We start from the raw sequence: 15,239 nt of genomic DNA on the forward strand, positions 1-15,239 counted from the left end.
TCACCCTCCGCGCGCCCGCTGCGGGCGGGCCCGACCCCAAGCCCGGCGGCCCCCAGCCGGGCGGCCCCAACCCGACGGCCCCCAACCCGGCGGCCCAACCCGGCGGCCCCCGGCCGGGCAGCCCCAACCGGGCAGCCCAACCGGGCGGCCCAACCCGGCGGCCCAACCCGGCGGCCCCCGGCCGGGCAGCCCCAACCGGGCAGCCCAACCGGGCGGCCCAACAGGGCGGCCCAACCCGGCGGCCCCAACCGGCGGCCCTAGCCAGCAGGCCACCGATCATCGGCGAGCTGCGGTCTGGGTCTGACGTCGCGGTAATCGGATGTGCCGGGGCCGGTGGCCGGACGCGCGTCCCGCATCGCGGACCCACGATCTCGCCTTGCGGGCGACGCTCCCACATTCTGGCCGGAGCACCCCGACATACCGTTTATATCCGGCAGCGACGGGTCGGCCCGCGGCGAACTTGTCGATTTGACTACCCGTCTGCTGCTCTACCTTTCCAAGATCTGTGACTTGCCGGCGCGGAAGTCGGCGCGCCAAGCCGCACAACCTTCTGCACACCGGCCTGGAGTGTTTCGCACGCATTTAGGTAGTTCATTGGCGATTGCTGGCACGGTGATCGGATGTGCCGAGGCCGGCGGGCGGACGGGCGGGCCTTTCCCGTCGCGGGCCCGCGAGCCCGCCTCGTGGCCGACGCCAACACCAGTCCACCGACATACCGCATATTTCCGGCACCAACGGGCCTGTGACGCGCCGGCCGAGCCTCGTCCTGACCGCGGTAACAAACGTGCCGGGCGGGGTTGGGGTTGGGGGTCTGGATGCGCGAGAGGCGCTGCACGCGCCGGTGTTGTGCGGTGGTCGCGGGGTGGCGGCGGTCGGGTGTGGTTGCGGTTGTGGGCGGCGATGGCCGTACCGGCGAAGGGCTTTGATCTTGAAGCTTTTAGCGGTGTTCGCCGGAATTCAGCATCTCCAGGGTCTTGGCTACTCGCTGGGTGCGGGTGGCCTCGCGCTTCGCTTCGGTGATCCAGCGGACGAACTCCTTGCGGTGGGAGTAGGCCATCGCCTCGAAGGTGGTGCGGGCCTTGTCGTCGGTGGCCAGGGCGGCGGCCAAGTCGTCGGGGACCTCCACCGCGCGGAAGCCGTCCTCGGCGGCGATGTTCACCTCGTAGGCCGCGCCGATGGTCACGCCGGCCTGTTCGCGGGCCGCTCGGGCCAGGCCGATCATGTTCTCGCCGCCCATCCGGGCCAAGCGCAGCGGCAGGGTCACGCCATTGACGGTGACCCGCACGGGGAAGGCCTTGCGGCCGCCGCCCACCGCGGCGACCTGCTCGTCGGAGAGAACGAACGCGCCGGCCGGGCCGCGCGGTTCCAGCGTCAGGGTCAGTGTCTCGCTCATGGGCTCACGGTAGCGGTTCGGCTACGAGTTGATCATGAAGAGAGCCATCGAAATAACGATTGAGATACGGGGCAGCTTTTCGGCGGTCGAACAAGTACCGTCCCGGGTCGCTGAACCTGAAAAAAACCTGATTGGATCCTTATAGTGTCCCTCGACTCGCAGCTCCCCCCGCCTCCTCCTCCCGGCCAGGAGAACTACGCGGCGCCGGCCCCGCAGCAGCAGGGCACGAGCGGCCTGGCCATCGCCGGTCTGATCTTCGCGTTCGTCTTCGCCCCGATCGGCTTCATCCTCAGCCTGATCGGCGTCTTCAAGACCGGTGAGGGCAAGGCCAAGGGCCGCGGCCTGGCGGTTACCGGCCTCATCCTGTCCTCGCTGTTCGTCATCGGTGGCGTGGTCGGCATCATCATCGCCGTCACCGCGGTCTCCAACTCGACGGTCCTCGACCCGGGTTGCACCGCCGCCAAGGACACCATCATCAAGAGCGGCAGCGCGGCCGACGAGGCGTCGCTGCAGGCGACCGTCGACGGCCTCAACGCCGCCGCGGCCAAGGCCAAGCACGACGACGTCAAGGCGGCGACCCAGACGCTGGCCAACGACTACAAGGCGCTGCTCGACGCCGTGAAGACCGGCAACATGCCGGCCGGGCTCGAGGACAAGATCGGCACGGACGGCGCGGCGTTCGACACGCTCTGCACCATCGGTAGCTGACGTAGGACAGTGGACGGGCGGCACTCCGGTGCCGCCCGTTTTCTTTACACCGATCACTCAGATGTCGAGATGATCACGGATCATCGATACTCTCACTCCTCGTGGCTACCGAAGATCGCGCCCGATGGACGCTTGTGCTGGCCGTGGCCGTCAGCGTCCTGCTGCTGACCGGCACCGTGCTGTTCCTGCTCCGCGAGACGCGGTCGGTATCTACCACGCCGTCGGCGGCACTGCCGGGGCCCTGGCAGCCGCCCTCCGTGACGGCGACAGCGGCGGCGACCGTTGGCAGTGCGTCACCTCCGGCAGCGACCAGCACGAAACCGACGACCAGCCCCACTCCGACGACCCGGCCGACTTCCAAGCCCACGACCCCGCCGACGACGACGGCCCCGACGGGCGGGCCCAACCTGAGCCTCGACGCCTTCGCCGACGCGGACGGTTCCAGCAAGGCCGACGGCACCAGCTTCAACGACGTACGCGACGGCAAGCTGGACACCTTTTGGTCGCCGATCGGAACCACCGGGCGGGTCTCGGTCAAGTGGACCACGCCGGTGACCCTGTCCCGGGTGGTGATCCGGCAGGCGGCCGGCCCGATCCGGTCCTGGCGGCTGCGGAACCACGACAACGACGAGGTGCTGGCCACCGGCACGGCAGCCGGGACGATCACGTTCTCGCCGGTCGCCCTGCAGAAGATCGACTTCGAGATCCTCCTCGCGAGCGGCACTCCCCGGGTCACCGAGTTCCAGACGTTCGCCGAATGACGAGGGCATAAGCATCCGGCTATGAACCAATTGGAATGACATATTTCAATACCTGACGGCTGAGAATCGGCGAAACCCCCAGGCGTCAGGAGCCAGCGATGAGCCGTACCCTCCGGGTCTCTGCCCCTCTCGAACCGCCCGCACCGCTCGAAGCCCGCCCACGACGGTGGAAAATCGCGGTCGCCGTGGCGACCGCCCTGCTCGGCGGCGGCATCGCCGTCGTCGCGACGGCCGGGCCGGCCCAGGCCGCCACCGTCTCGCAGCCGCTGCGCACGATGGTCGCCAACCTGCCGGTCGCCACCGAGGTGCGCACCGGCTACGACCGGGACCTGTTCAACCTATGGATCGACGCCGACGGCGACGGCTGCAACACCCGCTACGAGGTGCTGATCGCCGAGGCCACCACCGCGCCGACGGTCGGCTCGGGGTGCAGCCTCACCGGCGGGAAGTGGCTCTCCTACTACGACGGCGCGACCTGGACCGACCCGTCGGATCTCGACATCGACCACATGGTGCCGCTGGCCGAGGCCTGGGACTCGGGGGCGCGGAACTGGACGGCGGCGCAGCGCGAGGCGTACGCGAACGACCTCGGTGACGCCCGCCCGCTGGTCGCGGTCACCGACAACGTCAACCAGTCCAAGAGCGACTCCGACCCGGCCGAGTGGATGCCGTCGCTGTCCAGCGTCTACTGCCGCTACATCACCGAATGGACGGCGACGAAAACCCGGTGGGGGCTCAGCGTCGACAGCGCCGAGAAGAGCTCTTTGACCTCGTACGCGGCGGCCTGCACCAACAGCACGGTGACCGTCACGACCGTGCTGGGCGGCGGCTCGACCGCAACCGCGACCACGACCGCCACCGCCACTGCTACGGCCACCGCCACTGCTACGGCCACCGCCACGTCGACGGCGGGCAGTTGCACGGCCACCAACGGCACCGACGTCACCATCCCCGACGCCGGCAGCGCGGTGACCAGCTCGATCACCATCTCCGGCTGCTCGCACTCGGCGGCCTCGAGCACCTCGTCGATCTACGTATACGTCGTCCACCCGTATCGCGGCGACGTCTCGGTCTGGCTCTACGCCCCGGACGGCACCTACTACATCCTCAAGTCGACGAGCACCTCGGACAGCACCGCGAACGTCAACACCACCTACACCGCGAACCTGTCGAGCGAGACGTCGAACGGCACCTGGACGCTCAGCGTGAAGGACGGCTACTCCGGCGACACCGGTTACCTCAACACCTGGACGCTCACGGTCTGACGCAAAAGCGCCGGCCGCCCTCCTTCGCGGAGGGCGGCCGGCGTTCAGCATCGTCAGGCGGTCGGGATGGTGTGGCCGTTCACCGCGAGCCACTGCTCGAAGGTCTGCAGCTCCGGGTTGAGCCGCCGGACCAGGCCGAGGTCGCGGACACCGGTGAAGTAGTCGTCGAACTCGGTGTAGTACTGCAGCATGTTGCCGGCCTCATCGGCGCCCGGGAAACCGAGCGCCCGGTAGGCGTCGTGGCTGAGTGGCCGGTAGACCACCGGCTCGCCGACGGCCCGGCCAAGGCCGGCCGCGATCTGCTCGCCGGTCAGGTGCTCCCCGGCGATGTGCACGGTCCGGCCGACAAATTCGCTGCCGGCTTTGAAGATGCCGTACGCCGTGCGGCCGATGTCGTCCACGGCGATTCCGGCCAGCCGGCTCTCCCCCATCGGCAGGGCCAGGGTGAGTACGCCGTTCGCGTCCCGGGTCGCGCCCCAGCCGGTGGCCAGGTTCTCCCAGTAGAACGTGGTGCGCAGGAACGTGGTGGGCACGCCCGCCGCGGTGAACAGGCTGTCCGCCTCGGCCTTCGCGTCGAAGTGCGGAACCTTGTACTTCTCCTGCAGCGTGGGCATCCGGTCGTCGTGGGCCGGGATGTGGTCGCGGGTGTCCTCGAGGGTCGACCAGACGACGTGCTTCAGGCCGGCCTGGCGGGCGGCGGCGGCCAGGTTGGTGGCCTCCTCCAGCTCCTTGTCGGCGGACATGTGCGCCCAGAAGTTGGTGACCAGGAACGCGCCGTAGGCACCGGCGAACGCCCGGGTCAGGCTCTGCTCGTCGTAGTTGTCGGCCTGCACCACCTCGGCGCCGAGCTTGACCAGCTCCTGCGCCCGGGGCGAGGTGGTATCCCGGGTCAGCGCACGCACCGCGTAACCGCCGTCGGGGTCGGCCAGGATCGCCTTGACCAGACCGCCACCCTGAGCTCCGGTAGCGCCGACGACCGCGATGACCTTCTTCTCGTTCATGACTTTCTGCTCCCTCTTTCCGGTTGTGATCGCTCCAACCTGGATCGAGGTCAATCTATTTCAGATTTGAAGAGACGTGCGTCTCAGGCCGCCTCGGACAGCTCGTGCCGGTCGAAGGACTCGCGCCAGATCGCCCAACTGGTCTGCGGGGCGTAGCGGCGGGCCTCGTGCATGGCCACCGTCGCGCGGCGGGTCAGTTCCTCGCGTTCCGTTCCGGCGGCCACCCCGATGCTGGCCGTCATGCCGGTGAGCCGGCCGGCCACCACCAGCGGGCCCACCTCGGCGGCCAGGGCGCCGGCTACGTCGTACGCCTGGGAAGCCGAACGCAGGTCCGGGAGAAGGACCGTCACGTCGCTGCCGCCGAACCGGACCGGCAGGTCCGGGAGGCCGGGCACGCGGCCGCGCACCGCCTCGGCGAAGGCCGCCCGGACCAGGTCCTGGTCGCCGTCGCCGGTCACGTCGATAACGAGCACCGCGCTGAACATGCCCACCTTCCGGGGTTGAGGAGCCCGTCATTTCGGTCGGCGCGGGGGCTGCATTAGGGGACCAATGGCCCTGGTCCGCAGGACGCGTGACTCGCGAGGCTGAGGAGCAAGGAGGCGACGACATGGGCTCATCGCGGGACGCCTGGCGCGGGTTCCGGGGCGACAGCTGGCGCGAGACGAGCTGATCGTCGGTTTGCAGACCTCCGCGCCGCGCGATCATGCCGGCCGGCGGGTTGCGGATGGTGCAGTCGGGCCTGGCGGCCTATGGCTACAGCCTCGACTCCACCGTGCGGACGATCTTCAGTCAGTACCGGAAGACCCACAACGACGGAGTCTTCGACGCGTACCCGGCCGACGTGCTCGCCGCCCGGCGCTCGCACCTGATCACCGGGCTGCCCGACGCCTACGGGCGCCGACTACCGCCGGGTCGCGCCTACCTGGCCGCGACCAAGGAGCAGAACGGCGCGGCCATGTTGCTGGGCCGCACCTCCACCTTCCCCTGGCCGGCATCCTCGACGGCTACACCGACGGCGGCGGCTTCCACCTCAACGTCAACGTGCTCGACCGGGCCACCCTGGAAGACGCGATGGCCCACCCGGAGCGGTACCCGCAGCTGACCGTCCGGGTCTCCGGCTACGCCGTCAACTTCGTGAAGCTGACCACCGAACAGCAGGCCGACGTCATCTCCCGCACCTTTCACGGCGCATTGTGATATTCGGCCTTCCGGTGACCGCCCCGTATCCGTAGCCTGCACGCCGTGGATCTTGCAGCACCGTCGCGACGGCCGACCCAGGTGACCGTTGCCTACGCTTTCCAAGTGGGCGTCGCCGCGGCGCTGCTCCTGTCGGTCCTCGCGGCCATCACCGGGGCGATCCACTACCTCAGCCTGATCAACGAGGCCGCCCGAGCGGTCGCCGACGCCGACCCGGACGACGTCAACGGTGAGCGCGCCTCCAGCGTGATCGGCGCGCTGGTGTCCGCGATCCCCACGCTGGCCGTCGCGGTGTGGCTCGGCTTCACGGCCCGCGGCCTGCACCGCGGCCACAACGTGTCGCGGATCCTGTCCGCGCTCGGGCTGGCCGCGCCGGTGCTGCTCGGCCTGCTCTCCTGCTGCGTCGGGGGTGCGTTCGCGGGCATCCTCGGCCTGACGCTGGCCGGCGGCGGCGAGTTCGACTCCGGCACCGACGACTACAGCGAGTTCGACTACGGCTCCGACTACGACTCGGCGTTCTACGACAAGCTGGACAGCCTTGACACCGGCGCGTTCTCCACCGTCGTCGGGGTTATCGGCAACGGCCTCTCCCTGCTCGCGCTGGGGCTCGCGGCCGCGGCCCTCATCCTGCTGTTCACCGGCCCGGCGAACCGCTTCTTCCGGCCGCAGGTGCCCGGCTTCCCGCCGCCCTTCGGGTACCCGCCGCCTTACGGCTACCCCCAGCCGTACGCGTATGGTCCGCCGATGTTCGCGGCGTCGCCGCCGTTCCCTCAAGCGCCACCATTCCCCCAGCCGCCGGCGTTCTACGGTCCGCCGGTGTTCCCCCAGCCCTCGCCCTACTCCGGGCCAGCGGCATTCCCCCAGCCTTCACCCTTCTACGGGCCGCCTCCGGCTTTGCCCGGATCCTGGGCCTACTCCGAGCCTCCGGTCTTCCCGGCAGCGCCGGATCCGGCAGCATCGGCGTCCTCGGACGAGCTGTCCAGTTCTGCGGCGCCGCCGGGTTCCCCTGCGCCGCCGGATTCCCCTACGCCGCCGGCGGGCGATCCGCCGACGGCTTGACGACACGCGGTCTGGGCGGGCCGGAGGTGCGGGGCTGCGTCGGTAGGGTGCTCGATGTGAAGCTGATCGAGGACATCGTCTCCGTGCCGGCGCCGGACTGCGAGATTCGGACCGCGGTGATCCGGCCGGTCGGCGACGGCGCGTGGCCGGGGCTGCTGCTCTACACCGACATCTTTCAGCTGACCGAGTCGTCGCTGCGGTCGGCGCGGCGGCTCGCCTCCGAGGGCTTCGTCGTCGTGGTGCCGGAGATCTACCCGCGCGGGCCGCTCGCCGGGGTGGCGCTCGAGTTCGACGACGCCGGCAAGCAGGCCGGGCTCGACGGCGCCGCCTCCACCACCGTCGCGCAGTTCGACTCCGACCGGGTCGCCGTCCTCGACTACATGCAGGGCCGGGCCGATATCACCACGCTGTTCGCGACCGGGTTCTGCATCGGCGGGCACCTCGCGTTCCGGGCCGCGTTCGACGAGCGGGTCACCGCCACCGTCTGCTTCTACCCGACCGGCCTGCAGAACGGCGCGGTGGGCGCCGACGCCGACGCGGGTTCGCTGGCCCGGGCCGCCGAGATCAACGGCCGGCTGATGATCGTGTTCGGGTCGCAGGATCCGCACGTGCCGGCCGACGCCCGCCTGCAGGTGATCTCCGCCCTCTACGCGGCCGGCCTCGACGACGTCGAGCTGCACCTCTACCAGGGCGGCGAGCACGCCTTCATGCGCGACGTCGGCGCCCGGCACGACCCGGCGCTGAGCGACCTGGCGTACGCGTCGGCCGCCTCGTTCCTGCGCGGCCGGTAGCTACTGGTCCATGCTGTTGCGGTAGCTCGCGTTGATCAGCTCGTTGAGGCGTTTACGCAGGTGACCCACGAGCGAGTCGTCCGGCATCGGCTCGTCCACCAGCAGCGTCCAGGCCAGCCGGGTGCCGAAGCCGCCGTCGCTCGTCAGGTCGAACCGGACCTGGGCGTCCGGGCGGCGCGGCCACAGCGAACTCCAGACCACCAGGTGCGGCTTCGCCGCCTCGAGCACCACCGGGCGCTGCTCGTCGGCGAGCAGCGTCAGCCAGGGCCGGGCCGGGTCCCGATCGGGCTCGGTGAGCGCCTCGAAGACGACGTGCGGAGGTGCCGGTTGGGTGCGCTTGCGATGCCCGGCCACGATCACAACGCTCAGACTAGTGAGCGGGCCGCCGATAGTTCTCAGGTGCTTGACATCCACGAGGTGATCGACCAGCGCGCCGTGACCACCGTCTTCCAGCCCCTGGTGGACCTGGCCGGCGGTGGCCTGCTCGGCTTCGAGGCGCTGACCCGAGGTCCGGCCGACACGCCCCTGCACACACCGGACGCCCTGTTCGCCGCCGCCCGCGCGGTGGGCCGGGAGACCGAGCTCGACTGGGTGTGCCGGGCGGTGGCGTTCCGCACGATCCTCGCGGCCGACCCCGACCCGGTGCTGACCTGGTTCGTCAACATGGAACCCGCGGCCTCCCGGGTGCCCTGCCCGGCCGACCTGGCAGGCGCGATCGAGGAGGCCCGGCAGCGGCTGCGGGTCGTCACGGAGGTCACCGAGCGCTCCATCGCGCACGACCCGGCCGGGCTGCTGGCCGCGACCACCAGCGTGCGGGCGGCCGGCTGGGGTGTCGCCCTCGACGACGTCGGCGCCGATCCCGGATCGCTCGCGCTGATGCCGTTCATCCACCCGGACGTCGTCAAGCTGGACATGCAGCTCCTGCGCGAGCCGGACGAACCGCACACCGCCCGGGTGGTGGCGGCGGTGAGTGCCTACGCGGAGGCCAGCGGCGCGGTGATCCTCGCCGAGGGCATCGAGACGGCCCGGCACGCCGAGCTGGCCCGCACCATGGGCGCGACCGTCGGGCAGGGCTGGCACCACGGCCGGCCCGGGCCGCTTCCCGCGCAGGTCCGGGCCGGCTCCCGGCTGCCGTTCATCAAGCCGCCAGGCCTCAGCATCGGTACGCCGTTCGACATCATCGGCGGGCGGCGGCCGGTCACCCGTACGACCAAAGGCCGGTTGATGTCGATGAGCCGTCACCTGGAGGCCCTGGCCGGGGACGGCAGCGAGCCGCCCGTTCTGCTCGCCTGTTTTCAGGAGGAGCGGCATTTCACGGCGGCCACGGCCGTGCGGTTCACCCGGATCGCCGCGAACAGCCCGCTGGTCGCCGCGCTCGGCACCGGCCTGGGCGACGAGCCCGCGCCGGGCGTGCACGGCACCGCTTTCGGGCCGGCCGACCCGCTGCGCGGCGAGTGGAACGTGATCGTGGTGGGCCCGCACCGGGCGGCCGCGCTGGTCGCCCGCGACGTCGGCGACACCGGCCCCGACCGGGAGCGGCGGTTCGACTTCGCCCTGACCCACGACCGCTCGCTGGTCCTGGAGGCCGCCCGGGCCCTGCTGCCCTGGCTCGCCCCGGCCGCTTCCGGCGGCCTGGTCAGCGCTGCTCCGTCAACCTTCGGGTGATCGCGGCGGGCCGGAATTCCTTGGCCGCTCGCCGGCTTTCTTCGAAGCTCCAGCGACCTGCAGGCACCCTCAGCGCGGCCGGATGTCCGGACCGTCGCCGCTGCCGTGCGCGGCCGGTGGCCGCGGCGGCTCGGGGAGAGTCCGGATCCGGGCCCGGAGCAGCACGGCCAGCCAGGGATAGCTCGACCCGATGTCGTCATGGTCCAGGGCTTCGACCTCGGCGGACAGGGCGGGGCCCCGGTCGTGCACGGCGCGGGCGTTCAGGGCCCGTTCGACCTGCCGGCGGAACTCGCCCGGATCCAGTTCCTCGGCGATGAGCGTCACCCCGGTATCGCGGGCCTCATCCGTGATGATTTCGGGAGCGTCGTCCAGCACGCTGCCCGGAACCAGCGTGATCAACACCGCCGCGTCGCAGTCATCGTGATCGACGTCAACGATGAAGCCGTGCGTGCGCCCGGCCCGTTCGAAGCCTCCCAGCAGCATCGACACCTCGCCGACCGGGTCGTGGTAGCGCCGGCAGAACCCCATCGTCACCGGCGCGGACAGCTCGTCGACCCACCCGGGAACGGCGACGCCGGTTTCGCGCAGGCGCCGGGCGGCTTCCCCCGCCCCGGCGCCATCGGCCACGGCATCGATGGCGAACAGCACCGCGACCGACTCCGCAGTGGACGACCGCACCAACGCCGGGACGATGCTGCCGGACAGCCCCTCGGCGAATTCTTCGCCGAACAGCGCACCGGCCGCCATCAGGTTCGCCCCGTACAGCTCGGCCTCCAGCGGATCCTCGGCCACGAGAAGTTCGCCGGCCTCGGCGGTCAGATCATCCAGAAAGACCACCGGATCAAACGCCGGCCCCGCACCCAAGCACTCCGGGCAGTCACAAGGCGCGGAAGCCGCCCCCACCGCCCGAACGACCCGCCCATCCCCCGGACGGGAGTTGGACTTCTTACGACGACGACTCACCGGACTCACCAATACATCGTGCCCGATCGCCCCCGCCGCCCCAACCACCTCACCCATCCGGTACGGATGCGTGAGGTGGCGCCTCCCGCACAAAAGGAACTCCCCGACACCACGGATCCGCGGGCGGAACAAACCTTGCGGCCGGGTGCATGCGGAATCTAGGCGTGGAGCGGCTCGGCGTCCGCCGCCCTCAGTGGAGCAATTGCCGGTTCGCCGAGGGTGACCACCCGGTCGACCTCGGCGGCGATGCCCAGGCGGTGGGTGATCAGCAGGACGGTGCGGTCGCCGGCGGCGGCCAGCAGATCGCGGGTCAGCGCAGCCGCCGTCTCGTCGTCGAGGTGCTCGGTGGGCTCGTCGAGGATCAGCACCTCGAAGCCCGCCAGCAACGCTCGCGCCAGCGCCAACCGGCGCCGCTCGCCGCCGGACAGCTCCATGCCGTGCTCCCCCACCGCCGTCTCCAGGCCGCGCGGCAGGCCGTCCACCCAGTCCCGCAGCCGGGCCTGAGCGAGGACTTCCCGCAGCTCGTCGCCGGTGGCGTCGGGGCGGGCGATCCGCAGGTTGGCGGCAATGGTGCTGTCGAACAGGTAGGCGTCCTCCGGCAGGTAGCCGACGATCTGCCGCACCCGGTCCGACGGAATGTCGCGCAGGTCCACCCCGTCCATGGTGATGCGCCCGGCAGTCGGGTCGAGGAAGCGCACGAGCAGCGCGGCAACCGTGCTCTTGCCGGACCCGCTCGGCCCGACCAGCGCAACCCGGTCCCCAGGCGCGAGGGTCAGGTCGAGGTCGTGCAGCACCGGCCGGCCCGGCACCCAGGCCGCGCCGACCCCGGCAAGCTCGAGGGTGTGCGGCCCCGCCGGCAGCGCCACCGCTGCGGGCTCGGAGACCGGGGAGACGGTGGCCAGCACCTCGGTGAGGCGGCGCATGGCGGCGCGGCACGCGGCGAAGCGCTGGGCCGCGGCCGGCAGCGTGCCCACCGTTTCGAAGACGGCGAGCGGGGTCAGCACGACGACCGCGAGCAGCTCCCCCTTCAGGTCGCCGGAACGCACCGCGACCGCGCCGGCGGCCAGGCCGACCAGCACGGACAGCCCGGTGGCCAGGGTGGTGACCGCAGCCGCGAGTCCGGCCATCACGCTGGACCTCCGCTCGGCCGCCCGCAGTTCGGCGCCGACCCGGGCGAGCCGGTCGAGGCGGTCGGCGGCCGCGCCGTACGCGATGAGATCCGGCAACCCGTGCAGCAGATCGGCCGCGCCGGTGGCGAGCTCGCCGCGCAGCGGAGCGAGCCGGCCGTCCGCCCGCCGCGCCGCCCGCGCCTGCAGCAGCGGCACCCCCACGCCGACCAGCAGGATGCCGCCGGCCAGGGTGAGGCCGGCGATCGGCGACATCGCGCCGATCAGCAGCACCGATCCGGCGCCCACCACGATCGCCACCGCGTACGGCAACAGCACCCGGGTGAGCAGATCGAGCACCGCGTCGACGTCGGCGGCGAGCCGCTGGGCCAGATCGGCCCGGCGGAAACCGGCGAGACCGGCCGGGGCCACCCGCGCGAGGTGCCGGAAAACCCGCACCCGCAGGCTACCGAGCGCCCGCAGGGCGGCGTCGTGACCGAAAAGCCGTTCCAGGTAGCGCAGCGCGCCCCGGCCGACCCCGAAGGCCCGCACCGCGACGATCGCCACCATCAGATGCAGGACGGGCGGATGCAGGGCGGCCCGCGAGATCAGCCACGCCGAGGTGGCCATCAGGCCGACCGCGCAGCCGGCGGCCAGGGCGCCGGCCAGAACCGCAACCCAAAATCCAGGACGGAGAAGACGAAGGTACGTCATTGAGCACCGACCGGGGTGAGATCCAGGACGCGCCCGGCGAGCGCGATGAGTTCGGGCCGGTGGGCGGCCATCAGGACCGTACGGCCGTGTGCCAGCCGCCGGATCGCCGCCATGACTCCCTCGGCCGTGGCCGCGTCGAGGTTGGCGGTCGGCTCGTCGAGCAGCACGATCGGCGCGTCCCGCAGGAACGCGCGGGCCAGGGCGAGACGCTGCCGCTGCCCGGCGGAGAGCCCGGCCCCGTCGTCACCCAGCACGGTCTCGTAGCCGGCCGGCATGTCGGCGATGAAGTGGTGCGCGCCGGCGAGGCGGGCGGCGGCTTTCACGTCGGCGTCGGCGGGGGCGCCGAGGGCGATGTTGTCGCGGATGGTCCCGGCGAACAGATAGGGCCGCTGCGGCACCCAGGCGATGCGCTCCCGCAGGTCCGATGCGGACAGCTCGGCCCCGCCGACAAGCACCCGCCCCTCCTCGAGGGCCGCAAAGCCCAGCAGAACGTTCAGCGCGGTCGACTTGCCGCACCCACTGGGCCCGGTCAGCGCAACGAACTCGCCGGCCTCGAAGGTCGCGGAAAGTCGAAGCGCATCCCGCTCGCGATAGCGAACCACCACGTCCTCAAAGCGAATCGCACCACCGGTCGCCCCGGCCGCTGAGGCCGGCGCAGCGGCCGGAGACGGCGACTCCAGGATGGCGAAGGCCTCTTCGGCGGCGGCCACGCCCTCGGCGGCCGCGTGGTACTGCGCTCCTACCTGGCGCAGCGGCAGATAAGCCTCGGGAGCCAGGATCAGCACCAGCAACGCGGTGGCCAGGTCGAGTTTGCCGTCGACCAGGCGCAGGCCGATGCCGACCGCGACCAGCGCCACCGACAGCGTGGCCAGCAGTTCCAGGACCAGCGAGGACAGGAACGCGATGCGCAGCGTGCGCATGGTGACCCGGCGCTGCTCGGCGCTGACCCGGCGGATGTTGTCGGCCTGCGCCGCGGCCCGCCCGAAGATCTTGAGAGTGGCCAGGCCGGCGACCACATCGAGGAAGTGGTGGCCGAGCCGGGCCAGCAGCCGGAACTGTTTGCGGTTGGCCGCCTCGGTGTGCAGGCCGACCAGGGCCATGAAGACCGGGATGAGCGGCAACGTGAGCACGATGGTGACGGTGGCCAGCAGGTCGGCCGGCAGCAGCCGGGCCAGCACCACGGCCGGGATCAGCGCGGCCAGCACGAGCTGCGGCAGGTAGCGAGCGAAGTACGCGTCGAGCGCGTCCAGCCCCCGGGTCACCAGCGCGATCATCTCGCCGGTCTTGACCCGGCCGGGCCCGAGCGCGGCCGCCCGGGCGAACAGCCGGCCGCGCAACTCGTCCTTGACCGACGCCGACGACCGGGCCGCCGCGGCCTCCTGCAGCCAGCTGAGGCCGGCCCGCCCGACGGTGACCGCGGCGAGCGCGATCAGCGTCGGGGTGAGGCCGTCGAGTGAAAGTTCATCCAGGAAGACCGCGGCGATGCCGTGCGCGAGAAGGGTCGCCTGGACGACGATCAGGACGGCCTGGGCCACGCCGAGAACGACGGTGGCCGCGAGGTAGGCCCGGCTGGCGCGGGCGTACCTCAGAAGCCGCGGGTCCAGGGGCTTCATACTGGGATCTTCTCCACCGTGAGGCGCTTGCGGAACACCCAGTAGGTCCAGCCCTGGTAGAGCAGCACGATCGGGGTGAAGAACACCGCCACCCAGGTCATCACCTTCAACGTGTACGGCGTGGAGGACGCGTTGTCGACGTTCAGGCTGTTCGCGGCGTCGAGCGACGACGGCATGACGTCCGGGAAGAGCGTCACGAACAGGCCGACCACCGCCAGCACCAGGGTGGCGCCGGTCGCGATGAACGCCCAGCCCTCGCGGCCCAGCCGGTTCGCGACGAGCGCGCCGACCAGGGCGAGCGCGGCCACCGCGAACAGCGCCACGCCGACCCCGTCGAAGTGCGCGATCGCGGTCCAGATCAGGAACGCGGCCGCGATCGCCACGGCCGGGATGCCGATCCGGGAGGCCAGGGCGTTGGCCCGCTGCCGCATCTCACCGTCGGTCTTGAGGGCCAGGAACACCGCTCCGTGCAGGGTGAACAGCACGAGAGTGGTCAGGCCGCCGAGCAACGAATACGGGTTGAGCAGGTTGAAGAAGCTGCCGACGTATTCGTGGTGCTCGTCCAGGCGTACCCCCCGGACGATGTTGCCGAAGGCAACTCCCCAGAGGATCGCCGGCAGCAGGCTGCCCACGAAGATCGACCAGTCCCACCGGGTCTTCCACTGCTCGCCGTCGCGCTTGCCGCGGTATTCGAAGGCGACCCCGCGGATGATCAGCGCCGCCAGGATGAGCAGCAGCGGCAGGTAGAAGCCGGAGAAGAGCGTGGCATACCACTCCGGGAAGGCGGCGAAGGTGGCGCCGCCGGCGACGATCAGCCACACCTCGTTGCCGTCCCAGACCGGGCCGATCGTGTTGATCAGCAGGCGGCGTTCCCGGTTGTCGCGGCCGAGGAACGGCAGCAGGATGCCGACGCCGAAGTCGAAGCCCTCGAGCAGGAAGTAGCCGGCCCAGAGGATGGTGATGAGTGCGAACCACACCGTGGTCAATTCCATGATCAGCAAAC

Annotated in this window: 16 protein-coding genes; 8 read left to right on the forward strand and 8 right to left on the reverse strand. The window is 71.2% G+C overall.

Annotated features, from left to right (window positions below; genetic code table 11):
- Positions 1 to 937: 937 nt before the first annotated feature.
- A complete protein-coding gene (locus Ate02nite_RS40420) occupies positions 938 to 1,393 on the reverse strand; it encodes a YdeI/OmpD-associated family protein (protein ID WP_203813214.1) in 456 nt (151 codons plus the stop codon).
- A 144-nt stretch (positions 1,394 to 1,537) separates the two neighbouring features.
- Between Ate02nite_RS40420 and Ate02nite_RS40425 the strand changes: the two genes are divergently transcribed.
- The 3 genes from Ate02nite_RS40425 (at position 1,538) to Ate02nite_RS49240 (ending at position 4,127) form a co-directional block, all read left to right on the forward strand.
- A complete protein-coding gene (locus tag Ate02nite_RS40425; protein ID WP_203813215.1) occupies positions 1,538 to 2,101 on the forward strand; it encodes a DUF4190 domain-containing protein in 564 nt (187 codons plus the stop codon).
- 101 nt (positions 2,102 to 2,202) lie between these two features.
- Positions 2,203 to 2,862, forward strand: coding sequence for a hypothetical protein (locus Ate02nite_RS40430; protein ID WP_203813216.1), 660 nt, complete (start codon positions 2,203 to 2,205; stop codon positions 2,860 to 2,862).
- Between the two features lie 98 nt (positions 2,863 to 2,960).
- Positions 2,961 to 4,127, forward strand: a complete 1,167-nt coding sequence (locus Ate02nite_RS49240) for a proprotein convertase P-domain-containing protein (RefSeq protein ID WP_239148067.1) — start codon at positions 2,961 to 2,963, stop codon at positions 4,125 to 4,127.
- Between the two features lie 53 nt (positions 4,128 to 4,180).
- Here the strand turns inward: Ate02nite_RS49240 and Ate02nite_RS40440 are convergent, their stop codons facing one another.
- Positions 4,181 to 5,128 (reverse strand): NmrA/HSCARG family protein, encoded by a 948-nt coding sequence (locus Ate02nite_RS40440; RefSeq protein ID WP_203813217.1) that lies wholly within the window; start codon positions 5,126 to 5,128, stop codon positions 4,181 to 4,183.
- An 83-nt stretch (positions 5,129 to 5,211) separates the two neighbouring features.
- Positions 5,212 to 5,613, reverse strand: coding sequence for a diguanylate cyclase (locus Ate02nite_RS40445; RefSeq protein WP_203813218.1), 402 nt, complete (start codon positions 5,611 to 5,613; stop codon positions 5,212 to 5,214).
- 239 nt (positions 5,614 to 5,852) lie between these two features.
- Here Ate02nite_RS40445 and Ate02nite_RS49245 point away from each other — a divergent pair, with 239 nt between their 5' ends.
- From Ate02nite_RS49245 to Ate02nite_RS40460, 4 genes are all read left to right on the forward strand, one after another.
- Positions 5,853 to 6,230, forward strand: coding sequence for a pyruvate formate lyase family protein (locus tag Ate02nite_RS49245; RefSeq protein WP_239148068.1), 378 nt, complete (start codon positions 5,853 to 5,855; stop codon positions 6,228 to 6,230).
- Positions 6,170 to 6,325 carry a glycine radical domain-containing protein gene (locus Ate02nite_RS40450; RefSeq protein ID WP_354262821.1) on the forward strand — a complete coding sequence of 52 codons (156 nt, stop codon included), beginning with the start codon at positions 6,170 to 6,172 and terminating at the stop codon, positions 6,323 to 6,325. The genes Ate02nite_RS49245 and Ate02nite_RS40450 overlap by 61 nt, the downstream gene beginning before the upstream one ends.
- 105 nt (positions 6,326 to 6,430) lie before the next feature.
- Positions 6,431 to 7,384 (forward strand): hypothetical protein, encoded by a 954-nt coding sequence (locus tag Ate02nite_RS40455; RefSeq protein WP_203813219.1) that lies wholly within the window; start codon positions 6,431 to 6,433, stop codon positions 7,382 to 7,384.
- Between the two features lie 56 nt (positions 7,385 to 7,440).
- Entirely contained in the window at positions 7,441 to 8,175 is a 735-nt protein-coding gene (locus tag Ate02nite_RS40460; RefSeq protein WP_203813220.1) for a dienelactone hydrolase family protein, read from the forward strand.
- Here Ate02nite_RS40460 and Ate02nite_RS40465 read toward each other — a convergent pair whose 3' ends face one another.
- Positions 8,176 to 8,535, reverse strand: a complete 360-nt coding sequence (locus Ate02nite_RS40465; RefSeq protein ID WP_203813221.1) for an SRPBCC family protein — start codon at positions 8,533 to 8,535, stop codon at positions 8,176 to 8,178.
- Between the two features lie 39 nt (positions 8,536 to 8,574).
- Here Ate02nite_RS40465 and Ate02nite_RS40470 point away from each other — a divergent pair, with 39 nt between their 5' ends.
- Complete coding sequence (locus Ate02nite_RS40470) at positions 8,575 to 9,840, forward strand: sensor domain-containing phosphodiesterase (protein WP_203813222.1); 1,266 nt, start codon at positions 8,575 to 8,577, stop codon at positions 9,838 to 9,840.
- Positions 9,841 to 9,909: 69 nt separating this feature from the next.
- Here the strand turns inward: Ate02nite_RS40470 and Ate02nite_RS40475 are convergent, their stop codons facing one another.
- From Ate02nite_RS40475 to cydB, 4 genes are all read right to left on the reverse strand, one after another.
- Positions 9,910 to 10,677: a hypothetical protein gene (locus Ate02nite_RS40475; protein ID WP_203813223.1), complete on the reverse strand. Its 768-nt coding sequence runs from the start codon at positions 10,675 to 10,677 to the stop codon at positions 9,910 to 9,912.
- 284 nt (positions 10,678 to 10,961) lie between these two features.
- Entirely contained in the window at positions 10,962 to 12,623 is a 1,662-nt protein-coding gene (gene cydC / locus Ate02nite_RS40480) for a thiol reductant ABC exporter subunit CydC (RefSeq protein WP_203813224.1), read from the reverse strand.
- Entirely contained in the window at positions 12,620 to 14,236 is a 1,617-nt protein-coding gene (gene cydD / locus Ate02nite_RS40485; protein ID WP_203813225.1) for a thiol reductant ABC exporter subunit CydD, read from the reverse strand. Before cydD ends, cydC begins: the two co-directional genes overlap by 4 nt.
- Positions 14,233 to 15,228, reverse strand: coding sequence for a cytochrome d ubiquinol oxidase subunit II (gene cydB, locus Ate02nite_RS40490; RefSeq protein WP_203813226.1), 996 nt, complete (start codon positions 15,226 to 15,228; stop codon positions 14,233 to 14,235). Before cydB ends, cydD begins: the two co-directional genes overlap by 4 nt.
- Between the last annotated feature and the right edge of the window lie 11 nt (positions 15,229 to 15,239).

This window comes from Paractinoplanes tereljensis, from assembly GCF_016862435.1.
GTDB classification, from domain to species: domain Bacteria; phylum Actinomycetota; class Actinomycetes; order Mycobacteriales; family Micromonosporaceae; genus Actinoplanes; species Actinoplanes tereljensis.